The following is a 24,625-nucleotide window of genomic DNA, read 5'->3' as shown; positions in this document are numbered from 1 at the left end:
CTAAGACTGTGGCCGAACAAGGTGCGCATGGTTTGGCCGGCGCCCCATGACGTTACAGACGGACATTTCTGATGATGCGTTCTATCCTGGTCGGCATTCTCGTCCTGATGGCGGCCGGCATCGGCTGGCTGACCTTCGACTGGTATCGCGGCCACTATGGCGGCGAACCGTTCGGCGCGCCCTTCACCCTGGTCGACCAGAAAGGCGCCCCGATCACCGAGGCTGCTTTCCGCGGACAGCCCAGCGTCGTTTTCTTCGGCTTCACCCATTGCCCCGAAGTCTGCCCAACGACGCTGTTCGAGCTCTCCGGCTGGCTGAAGACGCTCGGCGACGACGGCAAGAACCTGCATGCCTATTTCGTCTCGGTCGATCCGGAGCGCGACACGCCCCAGGTCATGAACGCCTATGTCAGCAATTTCTCAGACCGCATCACCGGCATCACCGGCGACCCTGACAAGGTCCATGCCATGGCCAAGGCGTTCGGCATCTATTGGAAGAAGGTCGATACCGGCGACGGTGATTACACGATGGACCACACCGCCTCTGTGTTGCTGCTCAACGCCAAGGGCGACTTCGCCGGCACGATCGCCTATGGCGAGAGTGCCAGCACCGCCGTGGAGAAGCTGAAGCGCCTCGCCGCGAAGGGCTAGAGCTTGACCCCGAAAAGTGGGAACCGGTTTTCGGACAAGATCAAGCCTGGAGAAACATAGAACACATGACCCAGACGCGGCTCCACTTCACCACGGGAAAGATCGAGGCCGACCGCATTTTCGCGGCGCTCGAAACGGCCTTCGAGGATGAAGGTCTGCCGATCGCCGTGCTGGAGGTCGACGAAGACGCCGACATCCACGAGGTCTCGCTCTACGCCGATGGCGACGTCGACGCGGTCGAGGCGCGGCTGAAGGACATTCTCGCCGGCCTTTCCATGTCGAAGCCGATCGAGCGCGAGGCGCTGCCCGACATCGACTGGGTGGCACGGTCGCTGGAAGGCCTGAAGCCGGTGCGCGCCGGCCGTTTCTTCGTTCACGGCGCGCATGACAGCAGGAAGCGCCACAGCGGCGAACTCGCCATCGAGATCGAGGCGGGCCTTGCCTTCGGCACCGGCCATCACGGCACCACCGCCGGATGCCTCGAAATGCTGGAGAAGGTCGTGCGGCGCGAGCACCCGCGCAACGCGCTCGATCTCGGCACCGGCAGCGCGGTGCTGGCGATCGCCGTCGCCAAGCTGGCGCATATTCCGGTGCTGGCCACCGACATCGATCCGGTGGCGGTCAGGGTCGCCGCCGCAAATGCGCGGCTGAACCACGTCAAGGGCCTGATCGAGACGGTGACCGCGCCGGGCTTTCACCACCCGATCTTTGCCAGGCGAGCGCCCTTCGACCTCATCGTCGCCAACATATTGGCGCGGCCGCTGATGCGGCTGGCGCCGCAAATGGCCGGGCATATCGCACTTGGCGGCTCGATCGTGCTGTCGGGCATCCTCGACCGTCAGCGTGACGCGGTGATCTCGGCCTATGTCGGCCAGAACTTCCGCCATATCAGTACCTTGCACCGCGAAGGCTGGGTGACGATCCACCTCAAGCATTGAGGCCGGCGGTTGCCGGTCCTCGCAGGCTAATTCCTAGAACTTGATGCGTGTTGGCAAGGTGCATGCCGGCGCCGTCCCCTTTCACGCCATGGCTGGACCAGCCTCATTTGGTTGCCACCCGGCAGTCGCTGTAGCAGTTTGCGCCAGCTGGAAATCGATTCCGCTTTTCCAGTCCATAGGCTACGGTCACGCCCACTATCAGGAGGCCCACCATGTTCCAGACCTTCGATGCCGCGGGCGACCCGGCGGTCGGCAAGCCGCGCGTGGCGCTGCTGCGCCAATGGCTCAGCGACAATGGCCTTGATGGCTTCATCGTTCCGCGCGCCGACGAGCACCAGGGCGAATACGTGGCCGATCGATCTGCACGGCTGAAATGGCTGACCGGCTTCAGCGGCTCGGCCGGTGTCGCCATCGTGCTGCGCGACCGTGCCTTCGTCTTTGTCGACGGGCGTTACACGCTGCAGGTGCGGGGCGAAGTCGACCTCGGCATCTTCTCGATCGAAAGCCTGGTCGACAACCCACCCGCCGTCTGGCTCAGGGATCATCTGGGCAAAGGGGCGCGGCTGGGCTTCGATCCCTGGCTGCACACGCTCAGTGAGGTCAAGGCGCTGCAGGCCTCCGCCGACAAGATCGGCGCGGTGCTCGTGCCGCTCGACAGGAACCCGATCGACATCATCTGGAAGGATCAGCCGGCCGCACCCGTGACCCCGGTCGAGCTGCACCCGATCGGCTTTGCCGGCGAGCTCGCCAAGGACAAGCTGGCGCGGCTGGCGACGGCGATCGGCAAGGAGGGCGCCACCCATGCGGTGCTGACCGACCCCTCCTCTATCGCCTGGGCCTTCAACATTCGTGGCGGCGACGTGCCGCACACGCCGCTGGCGCTCGGCTTCGCCATCCTCGCCGCCGACGGGTCGCACCAGCTGTTCATGGACAGCCGCAAATTCTCGCGCCAGGTCGCGGCCTACCTCACCCAACTCGCCGATCCTCATGAGCCCGGCGAATTCGAAGCCGCGATCGCGGCGCTTGCCAAAAGCGGCGCGAAAATCGCGCTCGATCCGGTGCTGGCGGCCGACCGGCTGCGCATGCTGGTCGAGGACAATGGCGGCACGGTGATTGCCGCGCCCGACCCCGCCCGCATCCCGCGCGCCACCAAGAACCTGGCCGAGATCAACGGCTCGCGCGCCGCGCATCGCCGCGACGGCGCGGCGGTAGCCAAGCTGCTGTGCTGGCTCGACCGGCAGAAGCCCGGCTCGCTCGATGAGATCGCGGTCGTCACCAAGCTCGAAGAAACACGCCGGCAGACCGGCGAAGAAACCCAGATGCCGCTGCGCGACGTCTCCTTCGACACCATTTCGGGCGCCGGCCCGAACGGCGCCATCATGCATTACCGCGTCTCGCGCGCCACCAGCCGCAAGCTCGGGGCTGGTGAACTGTTCCTGCTCGATTCCGGCGCGCAATACCAGGACGGCACCACTGACATCACCCGCACCGTGCCGATCGGTGAGCCGACGCAAGAGATGCGCGAACGCTTCACGCTGGTGCTGAAAGGCATGATCGGCATTTCCACGCTGCGCTTCCCCGCCGGCACGCGCGGCTCCGAGATCGACGCCGTCGCCCGCATGGCGCTGTGGAAGCATGGCTGCGACTTCGCCCATGGCACCGGCCATGGCGTCGGCTCCTATCTTGCCGTGCATGAGGGGCCGCAGCGCATCGCCCGCACCGGCACCGAAAAGCTGCTCGAAGGCATGATGCTGTCCAATGAGCCCGGCTATTACAAGGAAGGCGCCTACGGCATCCGCATCGAGAACCTGATCCTGGTGACGCCGGCCGAACAGATCGAGGACGGCGACATCGCCATGCACGCTTTCGAGACGCTGACGCTAGCGCCGATCGACGTCAGGCTGGTGCGATCGGACCTGCTGACCCGTGACGAACTGCACTGGCTCGACGCCTACCACGCCCGCGTGCTGGCCGAGATCGGGCCGATGCTCGACGGCGAAACACTGGCCTGGCTGGAAAAGGCGACCGCACCACTGCCGCACGACGCGAAGATTTGATTTTTTGAAGCGCCGAAGGGTGTGTCGAGATTCTGGTCAGGCCGAGTCGAAAACGGTTGATACCGAGAACCGGAGCGGAGCGTACTTTTCGTGCGTGAGCTCAGTTCTACTGCGACGCAGTAGAATGGGGAAGCGCAGGAATCAGCCGTTTGCAGGCCGGCATCACCTGAATATCGATACGCCCTAGCCCACGAACTGCCGTGCCACGATCAGCACAGCAGCACCCGCCAAAAACATCGCCATCAGCCCGCCACGCCACGAAACCGCCGCCGTGACAACCAGCGCTGCCCACTCCGCTGGTCCGGCATTCAGCAGTTCCGGCGCCACCAGCGTCGTCAGCACTGCCGCCGGCACCGCGTTGAGGCCGGCCTCGACGCGCGGATGGATGTGGTCGAAGCGCGAGATGACCAGATGCCCGCCGATGCGCGTGAGATAGGTGGCGATCGCGCCGGCGATGATGATCCAGAATGTCGTGCTCATGGCCTTGTCTCCACGCCGCTATGGTGCGGCGGCAGGATGACAGCCAGCAGCACGCCGGCGATGGCACCGATGGAGACGTGCCAAGGCGAACCCACCGTCTTGTAGGCAATGATGGACGCGCAGGCACTGGCGACGACCACCGGCAGCCACAGCGGCCGCTTGCGGAAGCCCATCACCAGGCCGAGGAAATAGATCGGCAGCAGGAAATCGATGCCCAGCGCATGCGTGTCGGGGATGAGCTTGCCGAACAGCGCGCCGAGCGCGCTTTCGACGATCCAGAACAGATAGACCGGCAGGCCAAGCCCCAGATACCAGGCGAAGCCCACGGTCTGGCCGGATTGCGCCCTCGCCTCGGCGACCGCGAATTGCGGATCGGTGAGGATGAAATAGCCGAGTGCTTGGCTGATGACAGGCCAGTGCGCGATGCGCCGGCCGATGCCGGCGGAATAGAGCACGTGACGGAAGTTCACGGCGAAGATCGACAGCACGACCAACCATGGCGCGACATGCTGGCCGAACAACTGGATGCCGACCATCTGGCTGGCGCCGCCATAGACCAACGCGCTCATCAGGAAGGCTTCAAGGACCGAGAAACCGTTGTCGACTGCAAGCGCACCGAACAGCACCGCGAACGGCGCCGACGCCACCACCACCGGCATGGAGAGCCGCACGCCCTGCCAGAAATCGCTTTTGCCGCCGCTCTCTGAGATCACGTCCGTCGCCATTGGCCACTCCTGATGCGTGTCGCCCAAAAGTGCGTAGCGGTTTGGGACAACGACATGCACGACAACAAAGGGAGTGGCGGTATGTAGGTGGCATGGCTTGCCGTGTCACACGAATTCGCTTGAGCCAAACGATCAGCGGAAATGATCGTCGCGGCGCTCGCGTGGAAGCTCATTCCTTCGCGGACGTGCCTTCGATCGCCCTGCCCCAGTCGAGCAGTGGCTTGGCGCGCAAGGTGAAATCGACAAGTTCCTCGACCAGTTCCGGCCCGTGGATACCAGCCGGATCGATCGCATGGCGGACGACAAAATGCCGGTTGCGGATGGCGGCGACAAGATCTCTGTCGGCGACGTGTTCGAAGCCACGCGGCGTGCGTTTCATGCCGCCTTCGGCATCGAGTTCGAGGCCATTCTTGTTCAACGCCTTCACCATGGCGCGAAACCTCTCTGGCCACATCTCGATGGCCCGGCGCATCGACAACAGCAGCGCGGCCTCCGGCTGCCACCAGGCGACGCCGGCAAAGCAACCTTCCAGCCCGATATGGACATAGAAGACGCCCTGCACCGCCTTGCTGCCATCCGGCGACAGGATGGCCGACAGATGCCGGTTATAGGGTCGCTTGTCCTTGGCGAAACGCACGTCGCGGTTGATGCGGAACAGCGACTTCTTGCGATCGCCACGCAAGCCGAGGCCGGCTTCCGCAAAACGCAGCGTAAGCGTGTCGACCAGATCGCCCAGTGGGTCGCGCAATTCCTTTTCGAACAAGTCGCGGTTCTCCAGGAACCACTCGCGACTCTGATGGAAATCCAATGCCTTCAGGAACGGGATGGCCTTTGGGCCGAACCCCTTGAATGCCCCGTCCGTCACGACTTCCCGACCCGCTGCAGCCAGGTGTCCTCGTCGATGACTTCGACGCCGAGTTCACTGGCAAGCTTGAGCTTGGAACCGGCGCCAGGACCGGCCACCAGCAGATCGGTCTTGGCCGAAACCGAGCCGGCGACTTTGGCGCCGAGACGCTCGGCCATCGCCTTGGCTTCGGAGCGGGTCATCTTTTCCAGCGAACCGGTAAAGACGATCGTCTTGCCGGCGACTTCGCTGTCGGCCGAGACGGTGACGATGTATGGCTTCGGCTTGACCTGCTCCAGCAGCTTCTCGAGCACGTCGTCATTGCGCTCGTTGCCGAAGAAATCGCGAAGCGCATCGATCACCGTATCGCCAATGCCATTGATCGATGGGAAGACCGCATGCGGATCCTCTGCCGCCGCAGTCTCCTTGCCAACGCGGATAAGCTCCTCGATGGTCGAGAAGGTTCGGGCAAGCACCGCGGCCGTGGTTTCGCCGATATGGCGGATGCCGAGCGCGAAAATGAAGCGGTCGAGCTCCGGCTCGCGGCGCGAATCGATCGCCGCGAACAATTTGTCGAGGCCTTCATAATTGCGGTCCTCGACGCTGCGCACATTCTTGCGGGTCTTGCCGGACGCCGCCTCGCGCTGCCTGGCCTGCTCCTCGCGCCGCTCGGCCAGCGCCTTGGTCACGGCAGGGCGGCGCTCCCTCAGCGTGAAGATGTCGGCAGCTGTCTTGATCAACCCGGCATTGAAGAACGTGTCGATGTTTTCCGCGCCCAGGCCTTCAATATCCAGGGCGCCGCGCGACACGAAGTGGCGCAGCCCTTCCACTGCCTGCGCCGGGCAGATCAGTTCGCCGGTGCAGCGGCGGCGCGAATCCTCCTTGCCGGTCTTCTCGTTGATCTCGCGCGTCGCCGGCGAGCCGCAGATCGGGCAGGTGTGCGGGAATTCATACGGCACGGAATCGGGCGGACGCTTGTCGATGACGACACTGACGATCTGCGGAATGACATCCCCTGCCCGCTGGATCACGACGGTGTCGCCGATGCGCACGTCGATGCCGTCGCGGATCGGCTGGCCGGTGCTGTCCAGGCCCTTGATATAGTCCTCATTGTGCAGCGTGACGTTTTCCACCACGACGCCGCCGACGGTCACCGGCGCAAGCCGCGCGACGGGCGCCAGCGTGCCGGTCCGGCCGACCTGGATGTCGATCTTCTGCACGGTCGTCATCGCCTGTTCGGCCGGGAATTTGTGGGCGACCGCCCAGCGCGGCTCACCGGTGACGAAACCCCAGCGGCGCTGCAGCTCCAGCTGGTCGACCTTGTAGACGACGCCGTCTATGTCATAGCCGAGCGACGAGCGCTGCTCCTCGATCCGGTGATAGTGCGCGACCAGTTCCTCGACCGATTTGGCCCGCACCATCAGCGGGCTGATCTTGAAACCCCAATCGGCGAATTTCTGCACCGATTCGTACTGTGTCGGCGCCGGATCGGCCGTGGTATAACCCCACGCATAGGCGAAGAATTTGAGGTTGCGGCTGGCGGTGACGGAGGGATCCTTCTGGCGCAGCGAACCGGCCGCCGTATTGCGCGGATTGACGTAATCCTGGCCGCCGACAGCCGCCGAGCGCGCCTTGAGCGCCTCGAATTCCGCATAGGTCATATACACTTCGCCACGGATCTCGATGGTTTCAGGCCAGCCTGAACCTTTGAGCTTCGCGGGAATGTCGGCGATGGTCCTCAAATTGGCGGTGATGTCCTCGCCGACCGCACCGTCGCCGCGCGTCGCACCTTGCACGAAGATGCCCTTTTCGTAACGCAGCGAAGCCGACAGCCCGTCGATCTTCGGCTCGGCGGTGAAAGCGATGTCGAGGTCCTTGTCGCGGTCGAAGAAGCGCCGGCCGCGGTCGATGAAATCGGTGACGTCTTCGTCGGTATAGGCCTTGGCGAGGCTGAGCATGGGCACGGCATGGCGCACCTTGGTGAAGCCCTCCGCCGGTGCGGCACCAACCCTGAGCGAGGGCGAATCCTCACGCACCAGGTCGGGAAAGCGCTCCTCGATGGCAAGATTGCGCCGTCGCAACGCGTCATACTCCGCGTCCGTGATCGTAGGCGCATCCTCGGCATGATAGCGCCGGTCGTGACCGGCGATCTCTTCGGCAAGGCGCTGGAGTTCGGCTTCAGCCTCGCTTTCGCTGAGCGAATCGACAGGTTTTTCGGCCATGCTTTTTTTGTCCCTGAACGGTGGCGCGCCACAATAGAGCATGATCTTGAAAGGTGGGAACCGGTTTTCGGAAAAGATCATTCCTGAACAGCAGGATGGAGCCATATCCTGACTCGCCCCAAGACGCCGCCCGATAGTCTCACGCCGCGTTTGTATTCTCGCGCAGCAGCCGCTCGGCGGCGGCGCGCGCCTCGTCGGTGATCGTGGCGCCGGCCAGCATGCGGGCGATCTCCTCCTGCCGCGCCGTCCTGTCCATCTCGGCAATTCCGGTCGCGACACGGTCGGTGCTGCCCGATTTGGAGATCAGGAAATGTGTTGCCGCGCGCGCCGCCACTTGCGGCGCGTGGGTGACGGAAAGCACCTGGACGCGCTTCGACAGCCGCGCCAGCCGTTGGCCGATGGCGTCGGCCACCGCGCCGCCCACGCCGGTGTCGATTTCGTCGAAAACCAGTGTCGGCGCGGAACCGCGATCGGCAAGCGCCACTTTCAGCGCCAACAGGAAGCGTGACAGCTCGCCACCCGACGCGACCTTCATCATCGGGCCGGGCCGCGTGCCGGGATTGGTGCGCACCCAGAACTCGATCTGGTCGATGCCTTCCTCCATTTGGCTCTCGGCCTCGCTCTTCATCTCGACGATGAAGGCCGCGCGTTCGAGCTTCAGCGCCGGCAATTCGGCCATCACAGCCTTGGTCAGGCCGACCGCCGCGGCATGGCGAAGCGAGGACAGCTGTGCGGCAGCGATGTCGTAGGTTTCGCGCGCGGCGGCCGCCTGCTTTTCCAGTCCGTGCAGGCGCTCCTCGCCGGCATCGAGATCGGCGAGATCGGCAACCATCGTGTCGCGCAATTGCGCCAGATCGTCGACGGCGACGCTGTGCTTGCGCGAGGCCGCGCGCAGCGAAAACAGCCGCTCCTCGGCCTTCTCCAACCGTTGCGGGTCATATTCGGTGGCGCGAAGCGCCGCCTCGACGCCCGATTGCGCCGCGTCGAGCGACAACATCGCTTCATCCAGCGACTTGACCACGTCCTCGAGCAGCCCGGGCGCCTCCGTCGCCTTGCGCTGCAGCCGCCTCAGCAGGCTGGCCAGTTGCGGCAAGGGCGAGGACGGGCCCGAAAGCACATCCTGCGCGTCGTGGATTTCGGAGGCGATCTTCTCGGCGCGCATCATGTGGGCGCGCAGCTCGGCAAGTTCGGTTTCCTCGCCGGGCTGCGGATCGAGCTTGGTCAGTTCGGCGACCGCGGCGCGTAGATAGTCGGCCTCGCGGGCGGCGGCCGCCACCTTGGCGCGATGGCGCGTCAGCTCCTGCTCGCAGGCGCGCCAGTGCCGCCATGCCTCGCCCGTCGCGCGGACGGCGCCGAGATGGCCGCCGAAAGCATCGAGCACATCGCGGTGCGCGCCGGGATCGACCAAAGCGCGTTCGTCATGCTGGCCATGGATCTCGACCAGCGCGCGGCCGACATCGCGCATCAGCGTCACGCTGGACGGCTGGTCGTTGACGAACACACGGGTACGGCCGTCCGCCGTCTGCACGCGGCGCAGGATGACGTCACCGTCATCCTCGATGGCGTTTTCGGCAAGCAGCGCGCGCACCGGATGGTTGCGCGGAACATCGAAAACGGCAATGACTTGGCCCTGGGACGCGCCATGGCGCACCAGCGAGGCATCGCCGCGCGCGCCGAGCGCCAGCGACAGGGCATCGAGCAGGATGGATTTGCCGGCACCGGTTTCACCGGTCAGCACGGAAAGACCCGGCTGGAAGTCGATGTCAAGCTTTTCGATCAGGACGATATCTCGGATCGACAGTCTGGAAAGCATGAGAAACCGGACCTATTGCATGCCGCCCAAAAGTGGACCCGGTTTCGGGATAACGACAGGCACGAAAACAAAAGATTTAAGGCGGCACCCGACAGTTGGAGTCGCAGCGCCGCACTATCTTTTTGTTTGAGCTTCGGATCAATCCGAAAAAGCACGCTGCGCGCGCTTCGCTCGCAGCTCCGCGGTCAGGCGCCGGTGATCAGCTTCCCGGCCTTGGATATCCACGATCCGGCATTTTCGCGCGGCGCCAGCCCGTTGCTCTGCAGCAGCTTGTAGGAATCCTTGTACCACGAGCTGTCGGGATAGTTGGTACCGAGCACCGCGGCCGCCGTCTGGGCCTCCGAGGTCAAGCCCAACGCGTAATAGCTTTCGGTGAGGCGGGCGAGCGCTTCCTCGACATGGCGGGTGTTGGAATAGTTTTCGACCACGGTGCGGAAGCGCTTGACGGCGGCGATGTACTCGCGGCGCTCCAGATAATAACGGCCGATCTGCATTTCCTTGCCGGCGAGCTGGTCGTTGGCGAAGCGGATCTTTTCCTTGGCGTCGTCGACATATTCCGACGTCGGCCAGCGCGTCACCAGGTCTTGCATCGTCTGCACGGTCTGGCGTGCTTCCTTCTGGTCCTGCGTCACATCCTTGATCTGGCGATAGTAGCTGAGACCGATGATGTACTGGGCATAGGGTGCGTCATCCGTGGACGGATAGAGGGCCAGATACCGCTTTGCCGACTGGATCGCGTCGTCGTAGCTGCCCTTTCGATAGTCGGCGAACGCGCCCATCACCATCGATTTGCGGGCCCATTCCGAATAAGGATGCTGGCGGTCGACGGCGTCAAACTTCTTGCTCGCCTCGTCCAGGCGTCCCGCATTCATGTTTGCGAGGCCCTGATTGTAGAGAACGTCGGCCGGTTCGGTCTGGTCGACATAGGTCGAAAGGTCGATGTCTTTCTCCGACGACATGCAGGCCGACAGAAAGAGCGATGGAACAACCACCGAAAGCGCCAGGAAGACAGACCGCTGCGGCGCTTTCGATTGACCGACTCGCTTGAAGAACATGATTGGATTGCGCCCTTTCGGCGTTATTTTAATGCCTCTTGCATGCTGTTGTCCCAAAAATGGTCCCCACTTCTAGGCGACATGCACTAATCGACGGCAGCAGCCATAAACCATAACCGCCTTGCCCGGCAACGCTATGTCCAGCCAATCGCACATTTTTGTGGCGACGGACCGCGGCGCGAAAATCTATGCAATTTCGCTGATGGATGATGCATTCATGCAACACCCAGAGCGCCATGCAATGCGAAAAAGATTAAGAAAATCAGACCATCCAGGGCGCATAGAGCGGCGCGTTGACGGCGTTCATCTCGGCGGCCCGCCCACGCTCGCGGCGTGTCGTCTCGACGATCTCGAAGGCCGTGCGGTCCGACAGCAGGCGCCGCAGCGCGGCAGCGTTCAGCCTGTGGCCGCCGCGATAGGAGCGGAAACAGCCGATGAAGCGCGCGCCGGCCAGCGCCAGGTCGCCCATGGCGTCGAGCGTCTTGTGGCGCACGAATTCGTTGGGGTAGCGCAAGCCGCCCATATTGATGACGCGGTTGTCGTCACCGATCACCAGCGAGTTCTCGAGCGAGGATCCCAGCGCATAGCCAGCGGCCCACAGCCGTTCGACGTCCTTCATGAAGCCGAAGGTGCGGGCACGAGCGATGTCGCGGCGGAAAATATCGGCATTGATGTCCGATGCGAAGAGTTGACGGCCGATCGCGGGGATTTCGAAATCGATCTCGACCTCGAAGCGGGTGCCGTCATAGGGCCTGAACTCGGCCCAGGAGGCGCCGTTCTCGATGCGGACCGGCTTGACCACCCTGATATAGCGCCGCTTGACGGCCAACACCTCGATGCCGGCTTGGTCGACGGCTTCAACGAACGCCATGGCGCTGCCGTCGAGGATCGGGACCTCGTGGCCGTCGATCTCGATGATGACATTGTCGATGCCGAGCCCGAACAGGGCGGCCATGATGTGCTCGACCGTGGCGATGTGCTCGCCCGAGGGATCGCCAAGCATGGTGCAAAGGTCGGTGGCGCCGATCTCGGAAAACAGGGCGCGGAACTCACGGCCCTGCCCATCGCCATTGAGAAGCTGGAACACGATGCCGGTATCGGCATCCGCGGGCAGAAAACTAATGGAAACTTCTTTGCCGCTGTGAACGCCGGTGCCTGTAAGCGACGCGCGCGTCTTCACTGTCGTCTGGTGGTCGTGCAAGACAATCCCCATAAGCCCGTAGTGCCTAGGTCCGCTTCTCCAGCCTGAGGGCGCGGCTCTTGTTAAAATCGGCAGGCAGGGCTACTTCCCCCGAAATCCCGGCAAACCGACCATGGTAGGCAGCGAAGATAATGTCCCGGCAGGGAGACTCCAAATCACGGTTTCTTACTCTTTGTAACCGCGAACTGGAACCTGTACGGCATCATAACCGATTGATTATGCAGCCTTCTAAACGTTAACAGGCAAGCAATTTCTTGCCTGCCTGTTAACAATTGTTACAGTGCGTTAACTGCTCAGTTGGCCTGGCGGCGCAGGAACGCCGGAATCTCCAGCTGATCGTCGTCCTGAGTCGCCCTCACCTGCGGCGTCAGACGGCCCTGGTCGTCCAGCTGGCCGCGGCGCGGCGCGTAGAGCTGAGCGTCCTGGCTGGCGAGGCGGCGCACTTCCGGTGCGGCCTGGCGCAGCTTGGGCTCACGTGGTTGCGCCGGCTGCAGCCGTGCAGGCTCTTCTTCGCGGCGGGTCAGGCCGTTGGTCAGGCGCTTCAGGAGACCCATCGGGCCGCTGTTCTCATGGTCGGCGGGACGGCTCTTGGCGTCGACCTCCGCCTTCACGACCGGCGGAAAATCCTCGACGCGCGGCATGCGCTGCGGCGCCATCGCCACCGGCTGCTGCACCTCACGCAGCATTTCGCGCGGCTGCGGAGCCGGCTGCATCATCTGCTGGACAACAGGCTGGGGCATCGGCTGCGGCTGCGCGGGCGGCGCCTGGAAGATCTTGCTCTGCGGGCGGAAATCGTCCGCATGGGCGACCGGTGCCGGACGAGCCTGCGCCATGGCAGCGGCGTTCGCTTCGGCCAACTGGATGGCTTCGGCAACCGGATCGGCGGCGCGCGGCTCATACACCGTCTGCTGGACCGGCGCCGGGCGGCTTTCCACCGCGGCGACGGCCGGCCGGGGGCCGGCTTCGGCGGCGCCGTGCGGATCGAGATCGGCGCGGCGGCGATTTCAGCGGCCGACTTGTCGATGCCGGTCGCGACCACCGAGACGCGGATGACGCCTTCGAGTTCCTCGTCGAAAGTGGCGCCCAGGATGATGTTGGCGTCCTGGTCGACTTCCTCGCGGATGCGGGTCGCCGCCTCGTCGACTTCGAACAGGGTCAGGTCGCGGCCGCCGGTGATCGAGATCAGCAGGCCCTTGGCGCCCTTCATCGAGGTTTCGTCGAGCAGCGGGTTGGCGATCGCGGCTTCCGCCGCTGCCATCGCGCGGCCTTCGCCCGAAGCCTCGCCGGTGCCCATCATCGCCTTGCCCATCTCGCGCATCACCGAACGCACGTCGGCGAAGTCGAGGTTGATCAGGCCTTCCTTGACCATCAGGTCGGTGATGCAGGCAACGCCGGAGTAGAGCACCTGGTCGGCCATCGCGAAGGCGTCGGCGAAGGTGGTCTTGTCATTGGCCAGCCGGAACAGGTTCTGGTTGGGGATGACGATCAGCGTATCGACGCATTTCTGCAGCTCCTCGATGCCGAAGTCTGCCGTCTTCATGCGGCGCTGGCCTTCGAAGTGGAATGGCTTGGTGACGACGCCGACGGTGAGGATACCCTTCTCGCGGGCTGCGCGGGCAACCACCGGAGCAGCACCCGTACCGGTGCCGCCGCCCATGCCGGCGGTGACGAAGCACATATGGGTGTTGGTGAGATGGTCGAGGATCTCGTCGATGCACTCTTCCGCCGCCGCGCGGCCGACTTCCGGCTGCGATCCGGCACCGAGCCCCTCGGTGACATGCGCGCCAAGCTGGATCAGCCGCGAGGCCTTCGACATGGTCAGCGCCTGCGCGTCGGTGTTGGCCACGACGAACTCGACACCGCGCAGTCCGGCGGTGATCATGTTGTTCACGGCATTGCCGCCGCCGCCGCCGACACCGAACACGGTGATGCGCGGCTTAAGCTCGGTGATGTCCGGCTTCTGCAGATTGATGGTCATTGTCTCCGTCCTTTGCCTTTCACGCCGCTTCGCCGCCGCGGCCGCCTATGGGGCTGTCCCCGTCAATTAGAAACTGTCTCTCAACCACTGACTCATGCGATGCAGTTTTCCACCCGTTCCGGTCATCCTGAGACCGGAAATGCCTTTCGCCGGATGGCTCTCGAAGCTCGCCATCTGCGGATAGATCAGAAGCCCGACCGCGGCCGAGAAAGCCGGGCCTTTCGCTGCTTCTGGCAAGCCCGCCACGCCGAGCGGGCGGCCGATGCGCACATTGCGCCCCAGGATGCGGCGTGCCGCCTCGGGCAGGCCAGCCAGTTGGCTGGCGCCGCCGGTGAGCACGACGCGCTTGCCGACCGCATTGCCGTAGCCGGATTTGTTGAGCCGGTCGCGCAGGAGTTCGAGCGTCTCGTCGATGCGGGCGCGCACGATGCGCGTCATCACCGAACGCGGGATCTGCAGCGGCACGTCGCCGTCGTCGCCGATCGGCTGGATCGAGACCAGGTCGCGGTCGTCGGCGCTGCCCGGCAGCGCCGAGCCGTGCATCACCTTCAGCCGCTCGGCGGCATCGAGCGAAGTCGAAAGCCCCCTGGCCATGTCGAGCGTCACGTGATTGCCGCCGATGGCGATGGCGTCGCCATGGACGAACTTGCCTTCCGAAAACACCGAGATCGTCGTCGTGCCGCCGCCCATGTCGATGCAGGCGGCTCCGAGCTCCAGCTCGTCGTCGACGAGTGCCGCCAGCCCGCTGGCATAGGGCGTCGCCACCATGCGCTCGACCGACAGGTGCGAACGGTTGATGGAGAGCTCCAGATTGCGCATCGGCGCCGCATCACCAGTCAGCACATGCATGTCGACGCCAAGCGCATCGCCCACCATGCCGCGCGGATCGCGCACGCCGCGCTCCGCATCGAGCGAGAAGCCGACTGGCAGCGAATGGATCACCTCGCGTTCGGCCTTCAGCGCCTGCTTGGCGCCGGCGCCGAGCACGCGCTTGATATCGGCCTCGTCGGCCTCGTGGCCGCCGAGGTTGATGGTGGCCGAAAAGGCTTCGCTCTTCAGCCGCCCGGCGGTCATGTTGACGATCAGCGAATCGACCGTCAGCCCGGCCATGCGCTCGGCCGCGTCGACGGAAAGACGAATGGCATGCTCGGCGCGGTCGAGATCGACGACGACGCCCGACTTCACCCCTTGCGATTTCTGGTGGCCGATGCCGATCACCTGGATACGGTGCGAGCGGCCGCGCAGAAGCTTGCCGTCATCGTTCGGCTTCAGCTTGGCCACCATGCAGCAGACCTTGTTCGAGCCGACATCCAGCACCGTCAGGGTGCCGGACCGGCGCGACGAGGCATCGCCAGAACCGCCAAGCCAGCTCATATCTTCGTCTCCGGCTTGCGCTTGAGGGTTTTCGGCTTCTCGTTGAGCGCGGCCTCGCGCTGCGTCGCCGCCTGCGGCGTCAGTTCCACGACCAGCCGGTCCGTCAGTCGCATGTCGACAGCGGCGATATCGCGCGACAACAGCCCCTTGTCATGGTCCATCTTGACGAGCTCGGCGAGCGCCTGGTCCTCGTCGTCTTCGGGCAGCTTGATGGTGATGCCGTTGTCAAGCTTGAGGTCCCAACGCCGCTCGCCGACGCGGACATAGCCTTTGATGCGGCTGGCAAGGTCGGGATATTGCTCGATCTTGGCCAGGAAATCAGGCGCCTTGGCGGGCGCGCCGGTGCCGATCAACAGCGGCAGCAGCACCTGCTTGCCGCCCGAGAACGGCGCGATGACGGCGCCATCCTTTTCGATGACGGAGAGGTCGTCGCCCTGCTGCCAGAGCGCGAAGGCTTCACGCTCCTCGACGCGCACTTCCAGCGTGTGCGGATAGACCTTGCGAACCGCGGCAATCTCGATCCACGGCAAGGTGGCGATGCGCTCCCGCGCGGCCTCGGCATCGAAGCCGATCAGCGATGTCCAGCCATCAAGCTCGAGCCGGTCGAGAATGTCGATTTCCGAAGTCTGACGGTTGCCGACCACCTTGACCTGGTCGACTGCAAAGCCGGTGCGGGCTGTGATGCTTTGAATGATGCCGTCGGCATGACCGCCAAGATAGGCGCCATAGGCCCCGCTCGAAGCCAGCAGCACCGACGACATGATCGCCACGGAGAAGCGCGGCGCCTGGAATTCACCATCACCCAGGCGCGTCAGGATGCGCACCGGGCGGCGAAGCACGCGCGGCAGGACGAAATGGTCCAATGACAATGGCAGGCCGAACAGCGACGGCCCGGCCGCGCCCCTCACCTTGCCCTGTCCCCATTTCAACGCAGACACGAAGCGTCCTCCACCATCCAACTCAACAGTTCACCAAACGAATGCCCGGCATGGGCGGCAATTTCAGGCACCAGAGACGTCGGCGTCATGCCCGGCTGAGTGTTGACCTCGAGCCATACAACCTCGCCATTTTCGGAGTGACGATCGTCATAACGGAAGTCCGACCGGGAAACGCCCCGACAGCCGACAGCTTGGTGAGCCTTGAGCGCCAGTGTCTGTATTTTTGGTAAATATTCGGTGAAACTTTTGCGGGGCATTCGTGTTTTGATCCGCCCGCGACATATTTTGAATCATAGTCGTAGAAGGAATGGCCCGTCGGGATGATCTCGCAGACGCCGAGCGCCACATCACCCATGACGGCGCAGGTCAGTTCGCGCCCATGGATGTAGCGCTCGACCATGACGGTATCGCCATATTTCCACTCGGACGACCCGATGACCTGCGGCGGGTGCGACTGCCCTTCCGACACGATGACAACGCCAAAGCTCGACCCCTCGCTGACCGGCTTGACCACATAGGGCGGCTTCATCGGGTGCTTGTTCTGGATGGAGAAGCGATTGGCGACCTTCGATTCGGCAACGGGGATGCCGACCGATTTGACGATCTTCTTCGCCTGCTCCTTATTCATGGCAAGCGCCGAGGCGAGCACGCCGGAATGGGTGTAGGCAATGCCGAGATATTCGAGGATGCCCTGGATTGTACCATCCTCGCCAAAAGGCCCATGCAGCGCATTGAAGGCAACATCGGGCTTGAGCTCGGCGAGCACCGAACCGACATCGCGCCCGACATCGACGCGGGTAACCTGATAGCCTTCCTGCTCGAGCGCATCTGCACAGGCCTTTCCGGAAGACAGGGACACGGGCCGCTCGGACGAGAAACCTCCCAGCAATACGGCCACATGCTTGTTCTTCATTCCCCGTCATCCCCTCTCACGGCGGACTAAAAACCCAAGGATTTCCGCAACATTGAGTCCGAGTCTCCCGGCAGGTTGCCCCCAGACGGAAAACGCGGGTAACGCGTCGAACGACTCAAATCAGGAAACACTTTAGGGCAGAGAATCAGAGAGTTGATTCACTGGCAAGTGCTTATGATTCCGAGGGATTCACTTTGTGAGAAAATGAATGCGAAAACCGTCTCGCTGAGTCTTTGCAGCAACGATTTCACGCCATTTCGATCTCGTCGAAGTTCACGCATCACGTGAACTTCAAAGTGCGCTAAAGAAGCTGACCCAGGAACTCCTGCACGGCATGTCCGGAGCGGAAATTGCCGATGCGCTTGATCTCCCACTGCAGCCGGATGCCCGAATGCTCGAGTACCCGCGCGCGCACCGTCTCGCCGAGATATTCGAGGTCGTAGCCGGTCGCGGTTCCGGTGTTGATCATGAAGTTGCAGTGCATCGGCGACATCTGCGCGCCGCCGATCATCAGGCCGCGGCAACCCGCCTTGTCGATTTCCTTCCAGGCCGATGTGCCTTCCGGATTCTTGAAGGTCGAGCCGCCCGTCTTCTCGCGGATCGGCTGCACGGTCTCGCGATGGTTCTGCACCGCCTCCATCGCCGCCTTGATCGCTGCCTTGTCCTCGGCAAAGCCTTCGAAGACGGCCGACGTGAAGATCAGCCCGGTCGGTGCCGCCGAATGGCGGTAGGCATAGCCCATCTCGGCGTTGCTCAGCGTCTGGACATTGCCCTTGCGGTCGAGCGCACGCACCTCGACGACGCGCTCGCCCGTCTCGACGCCATTGGCCCCGGCATTCATCCTGAGCGCACCACCGATGGCGCCTGGAATGCCGTGGTAGAAATGAAAGCCGCCGATGCCGGCCTCGAGCGCCACCGCCGCCACACGCTTGTCGGGCGTGGCGGCACCTGCCCTGATCCTGATCGGGGAAATGACTTCGGCCTCGCCAAAGCCCTTGGCGGAAAGCCTGACGACGAAACCCGGAATGCCGCCGTCGCGGACCAGAAGGTTCGAGCCTACGCCGACAATCGTCAGGGGGATCTCTTCGGGAACCGCCTTGAGGAACGCGGCAAGGTCCTTCTCGTCCGCCGGCTGGAACAGCGCCTCCGCAAGGCCGCCTGCCCGGAACCAGGTGATCTTGTCCATCTCGGCATTCGGCGTGATGCGGCCACGCAGGCCGGCAAGCCGGTCGCCAAGTCTGTCGATCAGGGCCTGGCCGTTCATCATGAGGCGGCGAGCTCCTTCGGCAGCGCATAGGCCCATTGGGTGATATTGCCGGCGCCCAGGAAGACGACGAAGTCGCCGGGCTTGGCGATGTCGCGGATGACAGGCGCGATATCAGCCGGCCTGTCTATGTAGCGGGCGTCGCGATGGCCGCCGGCGCGGATGCGCGACACCAGCGCGTCCGAGGTCACGCCGTCGATCGGCTCTTCGCCGGCGGCGTAGACCGGCGCCACCATTACCGTGTCGGCATCGTTGAAACAGGCGGAGAACTCGTTGAACAGATCATGCAGCCGGGTGAAGCGGTGCGGCTGGGCAATGGCGATGACACGGCCATTGGTGGCGCTGCGCGCCGCCTTCAGCACCGCCGAGATTTCGACCGGGTGGTGGCCATAATCGTCGAACACGTCGACACCGTTCCAGGAACCGGTATGGGTGAAGCGGCGCTTGACGCCGGCAAAGGACGACAGGCCCTTCTTGATTGCCTCGGCCGACAGGCCGAGTTCGTGCGCGACCGCGATCGCGGCCGTCGCGTTGGACACATTGTGGCGGCCGGGCATCGGCAGGCGCAGGCCCGCTATCGTCGTCTGGCCGCGCCCCTTGCGGTCGCGGATGATCACGTCGAACTCCGAGGTCGCCCCCGCCATGCGGTGGTTGGTGAAGCGCACATCGGCCTGTGCGTTCTCACCATAGGTGATGACGCGCCGGTCCTCGATGCGCCCGACCAGCGCCTGCACTTCCGGGTGATCGGTGCACATCACGCCGAAGCCATAGAAAGGCACGTTCTCGACGAACTGGCGGAACGCTTCGCGCACATTGTCGAAGTTGCCATAATGATCGAGATGCTCGGGATCGATGTTGGTGACGACGGCGATGTCGGCAGGCAGCTTGAGGAAGGTGCCGTCGCTTTCGTCGGCCTCGACCACCATCCACTCGCCGTCGCCCATGCGGGCATTGGTGCCGTAGGCATTGATGATGCCGCCATTGATGACGGTCGGGTCGAGCCCGCCGGCTTCGAGCAGTGTCGCCACCATCGAGGTCGTCGTCGTCTTGCCATGCGTGCCGCCGATGGCGACGGCCTGGCGGAAACGCATCAGCTCCGCCAGCATCTCGGCGCGGCGGACAATGGGTAGCAATTTCTCCCGCGCGGCCTTCAGTTCCGGATTCGACTTCTTGATCGCGGTCGAGACGACGATGACCTCGGCGTCACCGAGATTCTCGGCCTTGTGGCCGACGAAGCATTCGATGCCCTTGTCGCGCAGCCGCTGCACATTGGCGCTGTCCGCCTGGTCGGATCCTTGCACCTTGTAGCCGAGATTGTGCAGCACCTCGGCGATGCCGCTCATGCCGATGCCGCCAATGCCGATGAAATGCACGAGGCCAATGGTCTGCGGCATCTTCATGGGTGCGTCCCCTTTCTGAAATCCGATACTGTTATGCGGGACGCAATAGCCTCTGTGAGATCGGCGAGCAACCGTGCCGCGTCCGGCCTGCCGACCGATTTGGCCGCGGCAGCCATCGCCGCGAGCCGTTCCGGTTGGTCCACCAGGGCGCCGAGCAGGGCCGCGATGCGCTCGGGCGAAAGCGACGATTGCACATGCACTTCGCCGCCGCCTGCGGCGGCAAGCGCCGCCGCATTGGCCGCCTGGTCGTGGTCGAGCGCAAAGGGATAGGGCACCAGCAGTGCCGGCCGGCCGATGACGGCGATCTCCGAGACGGTCGAAGCGCCGGAGCGCGAGATCACCAGATGCGCCGCGGCAATGCGCGCCGCCATGTCGGTAAAGAACGGCGAGACCTCGACGGCGATGCCGAGCGCGGCATAGGCCGCCTTCACCCGCGCCACGTCGTCCGCGCGAGCTTGTTGGGTAATGACAAGGCGTCTGCGCTGTGCATCGGAAAGCAGCGCGACTGCCCCCGGCATGGCATCGGAAAAGAATTGCGCGCCCTGGCTGCCGCCGAACACCAGCAGGCGGAAAGGCTCGTCCCCGGTTGAAGCCACGTAAGGTGTCCTGGCTGCTTCGAGCACGGCGGGCCTGACCGGATTGCCGGTCGTCACCGTCTTGGCGCCAGCCGCACTCTCATCTTGCGGCAGGAAGCCGCCGGCGATCGCGTCGACGCGGCCGGCCAGCGCGCGGTTGGCGCGCCCCATCACGGCGTTCTGCTCGTGGATCAGCGTCGGCACCTTGCGCCGCGTCGCCGCATAGAGCGGCGGCAAGGTCGGATAGCCGCCAAAGCCCACGACGGCCTCCGGCTTGATCCTGCCGATGATGGCGGAGGCCTGACGCACGCCACTCCAGATTTTCCAGAAGGCGCCAAGCAGGGCGAAGGGATTTTTCGAGCCTAACGTCGCCGACTGGATCGGGTGAACGGCCGCTGCCGGGAAATGGCCGGCAAACCGCTCGGCGCGGGTGTCGGTCGCCAGATGCACCGCCCAGCCGCGCTCGATAAGCTCATGCGCCAGCGCTTCGGCTGGAAACAGATGTCCGCCGGTTCCGCCCGCCGCGAGAAGGATAACGCCTCTGGCCATGTCACTCCGCCGGCATGGCGCGCTGCGGCAGCGCAAAGCCCATCTGCTTGCGCTTTTCCGGCCGCTTGCGCGTCAGCGCCAGCACCATCCCCATCGAGATGGCGATGGCGATCTGGGAGGAGCCGCCATAGGAGATGAAGGGCAGCGTCATGCCCTTGGCCGGCACCAGCTGCAGGTTGACGCACATATTGATGACGGCCTGCAGGCCGAACACGGTGACCAGGCCGCCGACCGCATAACGGGTGAAGTCGTCATGCTCCTTGAGCGCCGTGTTGAGACCGCGCAGCACGATGAAGGCGAAGATCGACATGATGAAGAAGCACATGATCAGCCCGAACTCCTCGCCCGCGACCGAGAAGACGAAGTCGGCATGGCTGTCGGGGATGACCCGCTTGACGGTGCCCTCGCCCGGCCCGACGCCAAACCAGCCGCCATTGATCAGCGCATCGCGGCCCATGTCGACCTGGAACGTGTCGCCTTCGCCGGTGAGGAACTTGTCGATGCGCAGCGCGACGTGCGGAAACACCGTATAGGCGGCGAAGACGCCGCCGACGCCGGCCGCACCCAGCACGATGATCCACAGCCACGGCAACCCCGCCATGAAGAACATGATGCCCCAGGTGCCGGTGGTCAGCATGGTCTGGCCGAGGTCCGGCTGCGCCACCAGCAGCGACACGACCAGCACCAGCAGCAGCATGGCGAACAGATTGCCGGGAATGTCGGGCTGGCGTTTGTGTTCGGCGAACAGCCAGGCGCACATGATGACGAACGCCGGCTTCAGGAATTCGGACGGCTGGATCGAGAGGCCGGCGAGCGATACCCAGCGCCGTGCGCCCTTCACCTCGACGCCGACATAGAGCACCGCCACCATCAGCACCAGCATGAGGCACAGCATGATCAGCGACATGCGCCGGATCTCTCTGGAATCGAGGAAGGAGACCGCCAACATGACGCCGAGCGCGGGCACGGTGAAGATGATCTGTCGGGTGGCGAAATGGAAACTGTCGAGGCCGATGCGTTCGGCGACCGCCGGGCTTGCCGCGAAGGACAACACGATGCCGAGCCCCATCAGCGACAGGAACGCCGCCAGGAACCAGCGATCGATGGTCCACCACCAGGTTGCGACCGGACTTTTGTCGAGACGGCTCTGCATTATCGTGCCCCTCCGATGGGTTTGACGCCATCTATAGCGCTCGCAGCTTGCCTGAAGGCTTCGCCGCGGACCTCGAAATTCTTGAACTGGTCGAAACTGGCGCAGGCGGGCGACAACAGCACCACCGCCTCGCCGCTGTCGTCTTTGGCGGCGTCATGCGCGGCATGCTCGACCGCGGCCGCCAGCGTGCCCGAGATTTCATAGGGCACGGCCTCGCCCAGCGTCGCCGAAAAGGCGGGGGCGGCCTCGCCGATCAGATAGGCCTTGGCGATGCGCGGGAAGAAGCCGCGCAGCGGCTCGATGCCGCCTTCCTTGGGCAGGCCGCCGGCGATCCAGTAGATGCGGCTGAAGCTCGACAGCGCCGGTGCCGCAGCATCGGCGTTGGTCGCCTTGGAATCGTTGACGAACAGGACATGGTCCTTGCGGCCGACCTGTTCCATGCGGTGGGCAAGGCCCGGGAAGCTTTCGAGCCCCGACTGAATCTCGCCGAGGTCGAGACCGACCTTGAGGCAGGCTGCGACGGCGGCCAGCGCGTTCTGCGCATTGTGCTGGCCGCGCAGCGAGCCGATGCCTTCGAGGAAGGCGACACGGCTGTAGCGGCCATGCACCGCTTCCATCAGATTGGTGCCGTCGGCGAAATAGCCGTCGGTCAGCGGCAGCCGCTTGGAAATACGGATGACCTGCCGTCCCGCCCGCTCCAGCCGCTCGGCGATCTGCGCGCACCAGGAATCGTCGATGCCGATGATCGCCGTCTCGCTGCCCGCCACCAGCCGCTCCTTGATCGAAGCATAGTGCTGCATGGTGCCGTGGCGGTCGAGATGGTCGGGCGTCAGGTTGAGCAGGATGCCGGCCGTCGGATTGATCGAGGGCGCAAGGTCGATCTGGTAGGACGAGCATTCGACCACATAATGCCGGTCAGGCGTCGGCGGATCGAGCGTCATCACCGCCCGGCCGATATTGCCGCCCATCTGCGTGTCGCGCCCGGTGGCTTGAAGGATATGCGCCGTCAGCGCCGTCGTCGTCGACTTGCCGTTGGTGCCGGTGATGGCGATGAAGGGCGCATCCGGCGCGCTGAGTGTCCGCTCGCGGCAGAAAAGCTCGATGTCGCCGATCACCTCAACCCCGGCGCCACGCGCGAGCTCCACCGTCCAGTGGGGCTTGGGATGGGTCAGCGGGACGCCGGGCGACAGCACGAAGGCGGAAAAGCCGGCCCAGTCGGCGCCACGCAGGTCGCCGGTCGCGATGCCGGTGGCGGCGGCCTTGGCGACGCTGTCGGGATTGTCATCCCAGGCCAGCACTTGCGCGCCGCCCTCGATCAGAGCGCGCGCCGTGGCGATCCCCGAGCCGCCGAGCCCGAAGAGCGAAACGCGCTTGCCTGCGAAGGATGCGGCGGGGATCAAATGGCAGCCTATCTGAGCTTGAGGGTGGAGAGGCCGACCAGCGCCAGGATGACGGCGATGATCCAGAAGCGGATCACCACCTGGCTTTCGGTCCAGCCAAGCTTTTCGAAATGATGGTGGATCGGCGCCATCAGGAACACGCGCTTGCCGGTCATCTTGAAGTAGCCGACCTGGATGATGACCGAGAGGATCTCGACCACGAACAGGCCACCGACGATGACCAGCACGATCTCGTGCTTGGTGGCGACCGCGACCGTGCCGATCAGGCCGCCCATGGCGAGCGACCCGGTGTCACCCATGAAGATCGCAGCCGGCGGCGCGTTGAACCAGAGGAAGCCAAGGCCGGCGCCGATGACCGCGCCAAGCACGACCGCCAGTTCGCCGGTGCCCGGCACGAAATGGATCTGCAGGTACTCGGCGAACACCGCGTTGCCCGAGAGATAGGCGATGACCCCGAAGGACGCCGCCGCGATCATGATCGGCACGATCGCCAGACCGTCGAGGCCGTCGGTCAAGTTCACCGCATTGCCGGCGCCGACGATGACGAAGCAGGAGAACGGAATGAAGAACCAGCCGAGGTTGATGATGAATTCCTTGGCGAAGGGGAATGTCAGCGACGACGAGAACGGCGCCTGGCCATTGTGCATGATCACCCAGGCGGCGATGCCGGCGATGATGAATTCCAGCCCAAGCCTCGCCTTGCCGGAGAAGCCGAGATGCGACTGCTTGGTCACCTTCAGATAATCGTCATAAAAGCCGATCGAGCCGAAGCCGAGCGTCACCAAAAGCACTACCCAGACATAGATGCTGGACAAGTTCGCCCATAAAAGCGACGAGCCGATGATGCCGGACAGGATCATCAGTCCGCCCATCGTCGGCGTACCCGCTTTCTTGAAATGCGTCTGAGGCCCGTCGGCGCGGATCGGCTGGCCCTTGCCTTGCCTGAGCCGCAGCGAATTGATGATGGTCGGCCCGAAGATGAAGACGATCAGCGCCGAGGTGATCAGCGCCCCGCCGGTGCGGAACGTGATGTAGCGGAAGACATTGAAGACGGAGACCTTGTCTGCGAAATCGACCAGCAATGTGAACATGCGCT

The 24,625-nt window shown here is 64.2% G+C and carries 18 protein-coding genes and 2 pseudogenes; 3 read left to right on the top strand and 17 right to left on the bottom strand.

The window, feature by feature from the left end; all coding sequences use genetic code 11:
- The first annotated feature begins 71 nt into the window (after window positions 1–71).
- The 3 genes from EJ077_RS11345 to EJ077_RS11335 all read left to right on the top strand — a co-directional run bounded on the left by EJ077_RS11345 (window position 72) and on the right by EJ077_RS11335 (window position 3,645).
- Complete coding sequence (locus EJ077_RS11345) at window positions 72–650, top strand: SCO family protein (protein ID WP_208702005.1); 579 nt, start codon at window positions 72–74, stop codon at window positions 648–650.
- 65 nt (window positions 651–715) lie between these two features.
- On the top strand, window positions 716–1,588 hold the full coding sequence (locus EJ077_RS11340) for a 50S ribosomal protein L11 methyltransferase (RefSeq protein WP_208702003.1): 873 nt from the start codon (window positions 716–718) through the stop codon (window positions 1,586–1,588).
- 212 nt (window positions 1,589–1,800) lie between these two features.
- Window positions 1,801–3,645 carry an aminopeptidase P family protein gene (locus EJ077_RS11335; RefSeq protein ID WP_208702002.1) on the top strand — a complete coding sequence of 615 codons (1,845 nt, stop codon included), beginning with the start codon at window positions 1,801–1,803 and terminating at the stop codon, window positions 3,643–3,645.
- Window positions 3,646–3,828: 183 nt separating this feature from the next.
- Here the strand turns inward: EJ077_RS11335 and EJ077_RS11330 are convergent, their stop codons facing one another.
- From EJ077_RS11330 to mraY, 17 genes and pseudogenes are all read right to left on the bottom strand, one after another.
- A complete protein-coding gene (locus EJ077_RS11330; protein WP_208702001.1) occupies window positions 3,829–4,125 on the bottom strand; it encodes an AzlD family protein in 297 nt (98 codons plus the stop codon).
- Window positions 4,122–4,850: an AzlC family ABC transporter permease gene (locus EJ077_RS11325; RefSeq protein ID WP_208702000.1), complete on the bottom strand. Its 729-nt coding sequence runs from the start codon at window positions 4,848–4,850 to the stop codon at window positions 4,122–4,124. Before EJ077_RS11325 ends, EJ077_RS11330 begins: the two co-directional genes overlap by 4 nt.
- Before the next feature lie 169 nt (window positions 4,851–5,019).
- A complete protein-coding gene (locus tag EJ077_RS11320; RefSeq protein WP_208701999.1) occupies window positions 5,020–5,715 on the bottom strand; it encodes a DUF2461 domain-containing protein in 696 nt (231 codons plus the stop codon).
- Entirely contained in the window at window positions 5,712–7,916 is a 2,205-nt protein-coding gene (ligA, locus tag EJ077_RS11315; protein WP_208701998.1) for an NAD-dependent DNA ligase LigA, read from the bottom strand. The genes EJ077_RS11320 and ligA overlap by 4 nt, the downstream gene beginning before the upstream one ends.
- 139 nt (window positions 7,917–8,055) lie before the next feature.
- A complete protein-coding gene (recN, locus tag EJ077_RS11310; RefSeq protein ID WP_208701996.1) occupies window positions 8,056–9,729 on the bottom strand; it encodes a DNA repair protein RecN in 1,674 nt (557 codons plus the stop codon).
- Window positions 9,730–9,914: 185 nt separating this feature from the next.
- On the bottom strand, window positions 9,915–10,784 hold the full coding sequence (locus EJ077_RS11305; RefSeq protein WP_208701994.1) for an outer membrane protein assembly factor BamD: 870 nt from the start codon (window positions 10,782–10,784) through the stop codon (window positions 9,915–9,917).
- Window positions 10,785–11,046: 262 nt separating this feature from the next.
- Entirely contained in the window at window positions 11,047–11,997 is a 951-nt protein-coding gene (gene lpxC / locus EJ077_RS11300; protein WP_208701992.1) for a UDP-3-O-acyl-N-acetylglucosamine deacetylase, read from the bottom strand.
- 281 nt (window positions 11,998–12,278) lie between these two features.
- Window positions 12,279–13,963 (bottom strand): annotated as a pseudogene (gene ftsZ, locus EJ077_RS11295) (cell division protein FtsZ).
- Window positions 13,964–14,029: 66 nt separating this feature from the next.
- Window positions 14,030–15,337 (bottom strand): cell division protein FtsA, encoded by a 1,308-nt coding sequence (gene ftsA, locus EJ077_RS11290; RefSeq protein WP_208701989.1) that lies wholly within the window; start codon window positions 15,335–15,337, stop codon window positions 14,030–14,032.
- Window positions 15,334–16,275: a cell division protein FtsQ/DivIB gene (locus EJ077_RS11285; RefSeq protein ID WP_208701987.1), complete on the bottom strand. Its 942-nt coding sequence runs from the start codon at window positions 16,273–16,275 to the stop codon at window positions 15,334–15,336. The genes ftsA and EJ077_RS11285 overlap by 4 nt, the downstream gene beginning before the upstream one ends.
- Window positions 16,263–17,188, bottom strand: a pseudogene (locus EJ077_RS11280) (D-alanine--D-alanine ligase). Before EJ077_RS11280 ends, EJ077_RS11285 begins: the two are co-directional and overlap by 13 nt.
- 301 nt (window positions 17,189–17,489) lie before the next feature.
- A complete protein-coding gene (gene murB, locus EJ077_RS11275; protein ID WP_208701985.1) occupies window positions 17,490–18,455 on the bottom strand; it encodes a UDP-N-acetylmuramate dehydrogenase in 966 nt (321 codons plus the stop codon).
- Window positions 18,452–19,852, bottom strand: coding sequence for a UDP-N-acetylmuramate--L-alanine ligase (gene murC, locus EJ077_RS11270; protein ID WP_208701984.1), 1,401 nt, complete (start codon window positions 19,850–19,852; stop codon window positions 18,452–18,454). The genes murB and murC overlap by 4 nt, the downstream gene beginning before the upstream one ends.
- Window positions 19,849–20,976: an undecaprenyldiphospho-muramoylpentapeptide beta-N-acetylglucosaminyltransferase gene (murG, locus tag EJ077_RS11265; protein WP_208701983.1), complete on the bottom strand. Its 1,128-nt coding sequence runs from the start codon at window positions 20,974–20,976 to the stop codon at window positions 19,849–19,851. Before murG ends, murC begins: the two co-directional genes overlap by 4 nt.
- A 1-nt stretch (window position 20,977) precedes the next feature.
- Window positions 20,978–22,129, bottom strand: a complete 1,152-nt coding sequence (ftsW, locus tag EJ077_RS11260) for a putative lipid II flippase FtsW (RefSeq protein ID WP_127275791.1) — start codon at window positions 22,127–22,129, stop codon at window positions 20,978–20,980.
- On the bottom strand, window positions 22,129–23,529 hold the full coding sequence (gene murD, locus EJ077_RS11255; RefSeq protein ID WP_208701982.1) for a UDP-N-acetylmuramoyl-L-alanine--D-glutamate ligase: 1,401 nt from the start codon (window positions 23,527–23,529) through the stop codon (window positions 22,129–22,131). The genes ftsW and murD overlap by 1 nt, the downstream gene beginning before the upstream one ends.
- Before the next feature lie 8 nt (window positions 23,530–23,537).
- Window positions 23,538–24,620 (bottom strand): phospho-N-acetylmuramoyl-pentapeptide-transferase, encoded by a 1,083-nt coding sequence (mraY, locus tag EJ077_RS11250; RefSeq protein ID WP_208701981.1) that lies wholly within the window; start codon window positions 24,618–24,620, stop codon window positions 23,538–23,540.
- Window positions 24,621–24,625 lie beyond the last annotated feature (5 nt).

This window comes from Mesorhizobium sp. M8A.F.Ca.ET.057.01.1.1 (assembly GCF_003952565.1).
In the GTDB taxonomy this organism is placed as follows: domain Bacteria; phylum Pseudomonadota; class Alphaproteobacteria; order Rhizobiales; family Rhizobiaceae; genus Mesorhizobium.
This window is presented reverse-complemented; position numbering and strand designations above follow the sequence as displayed.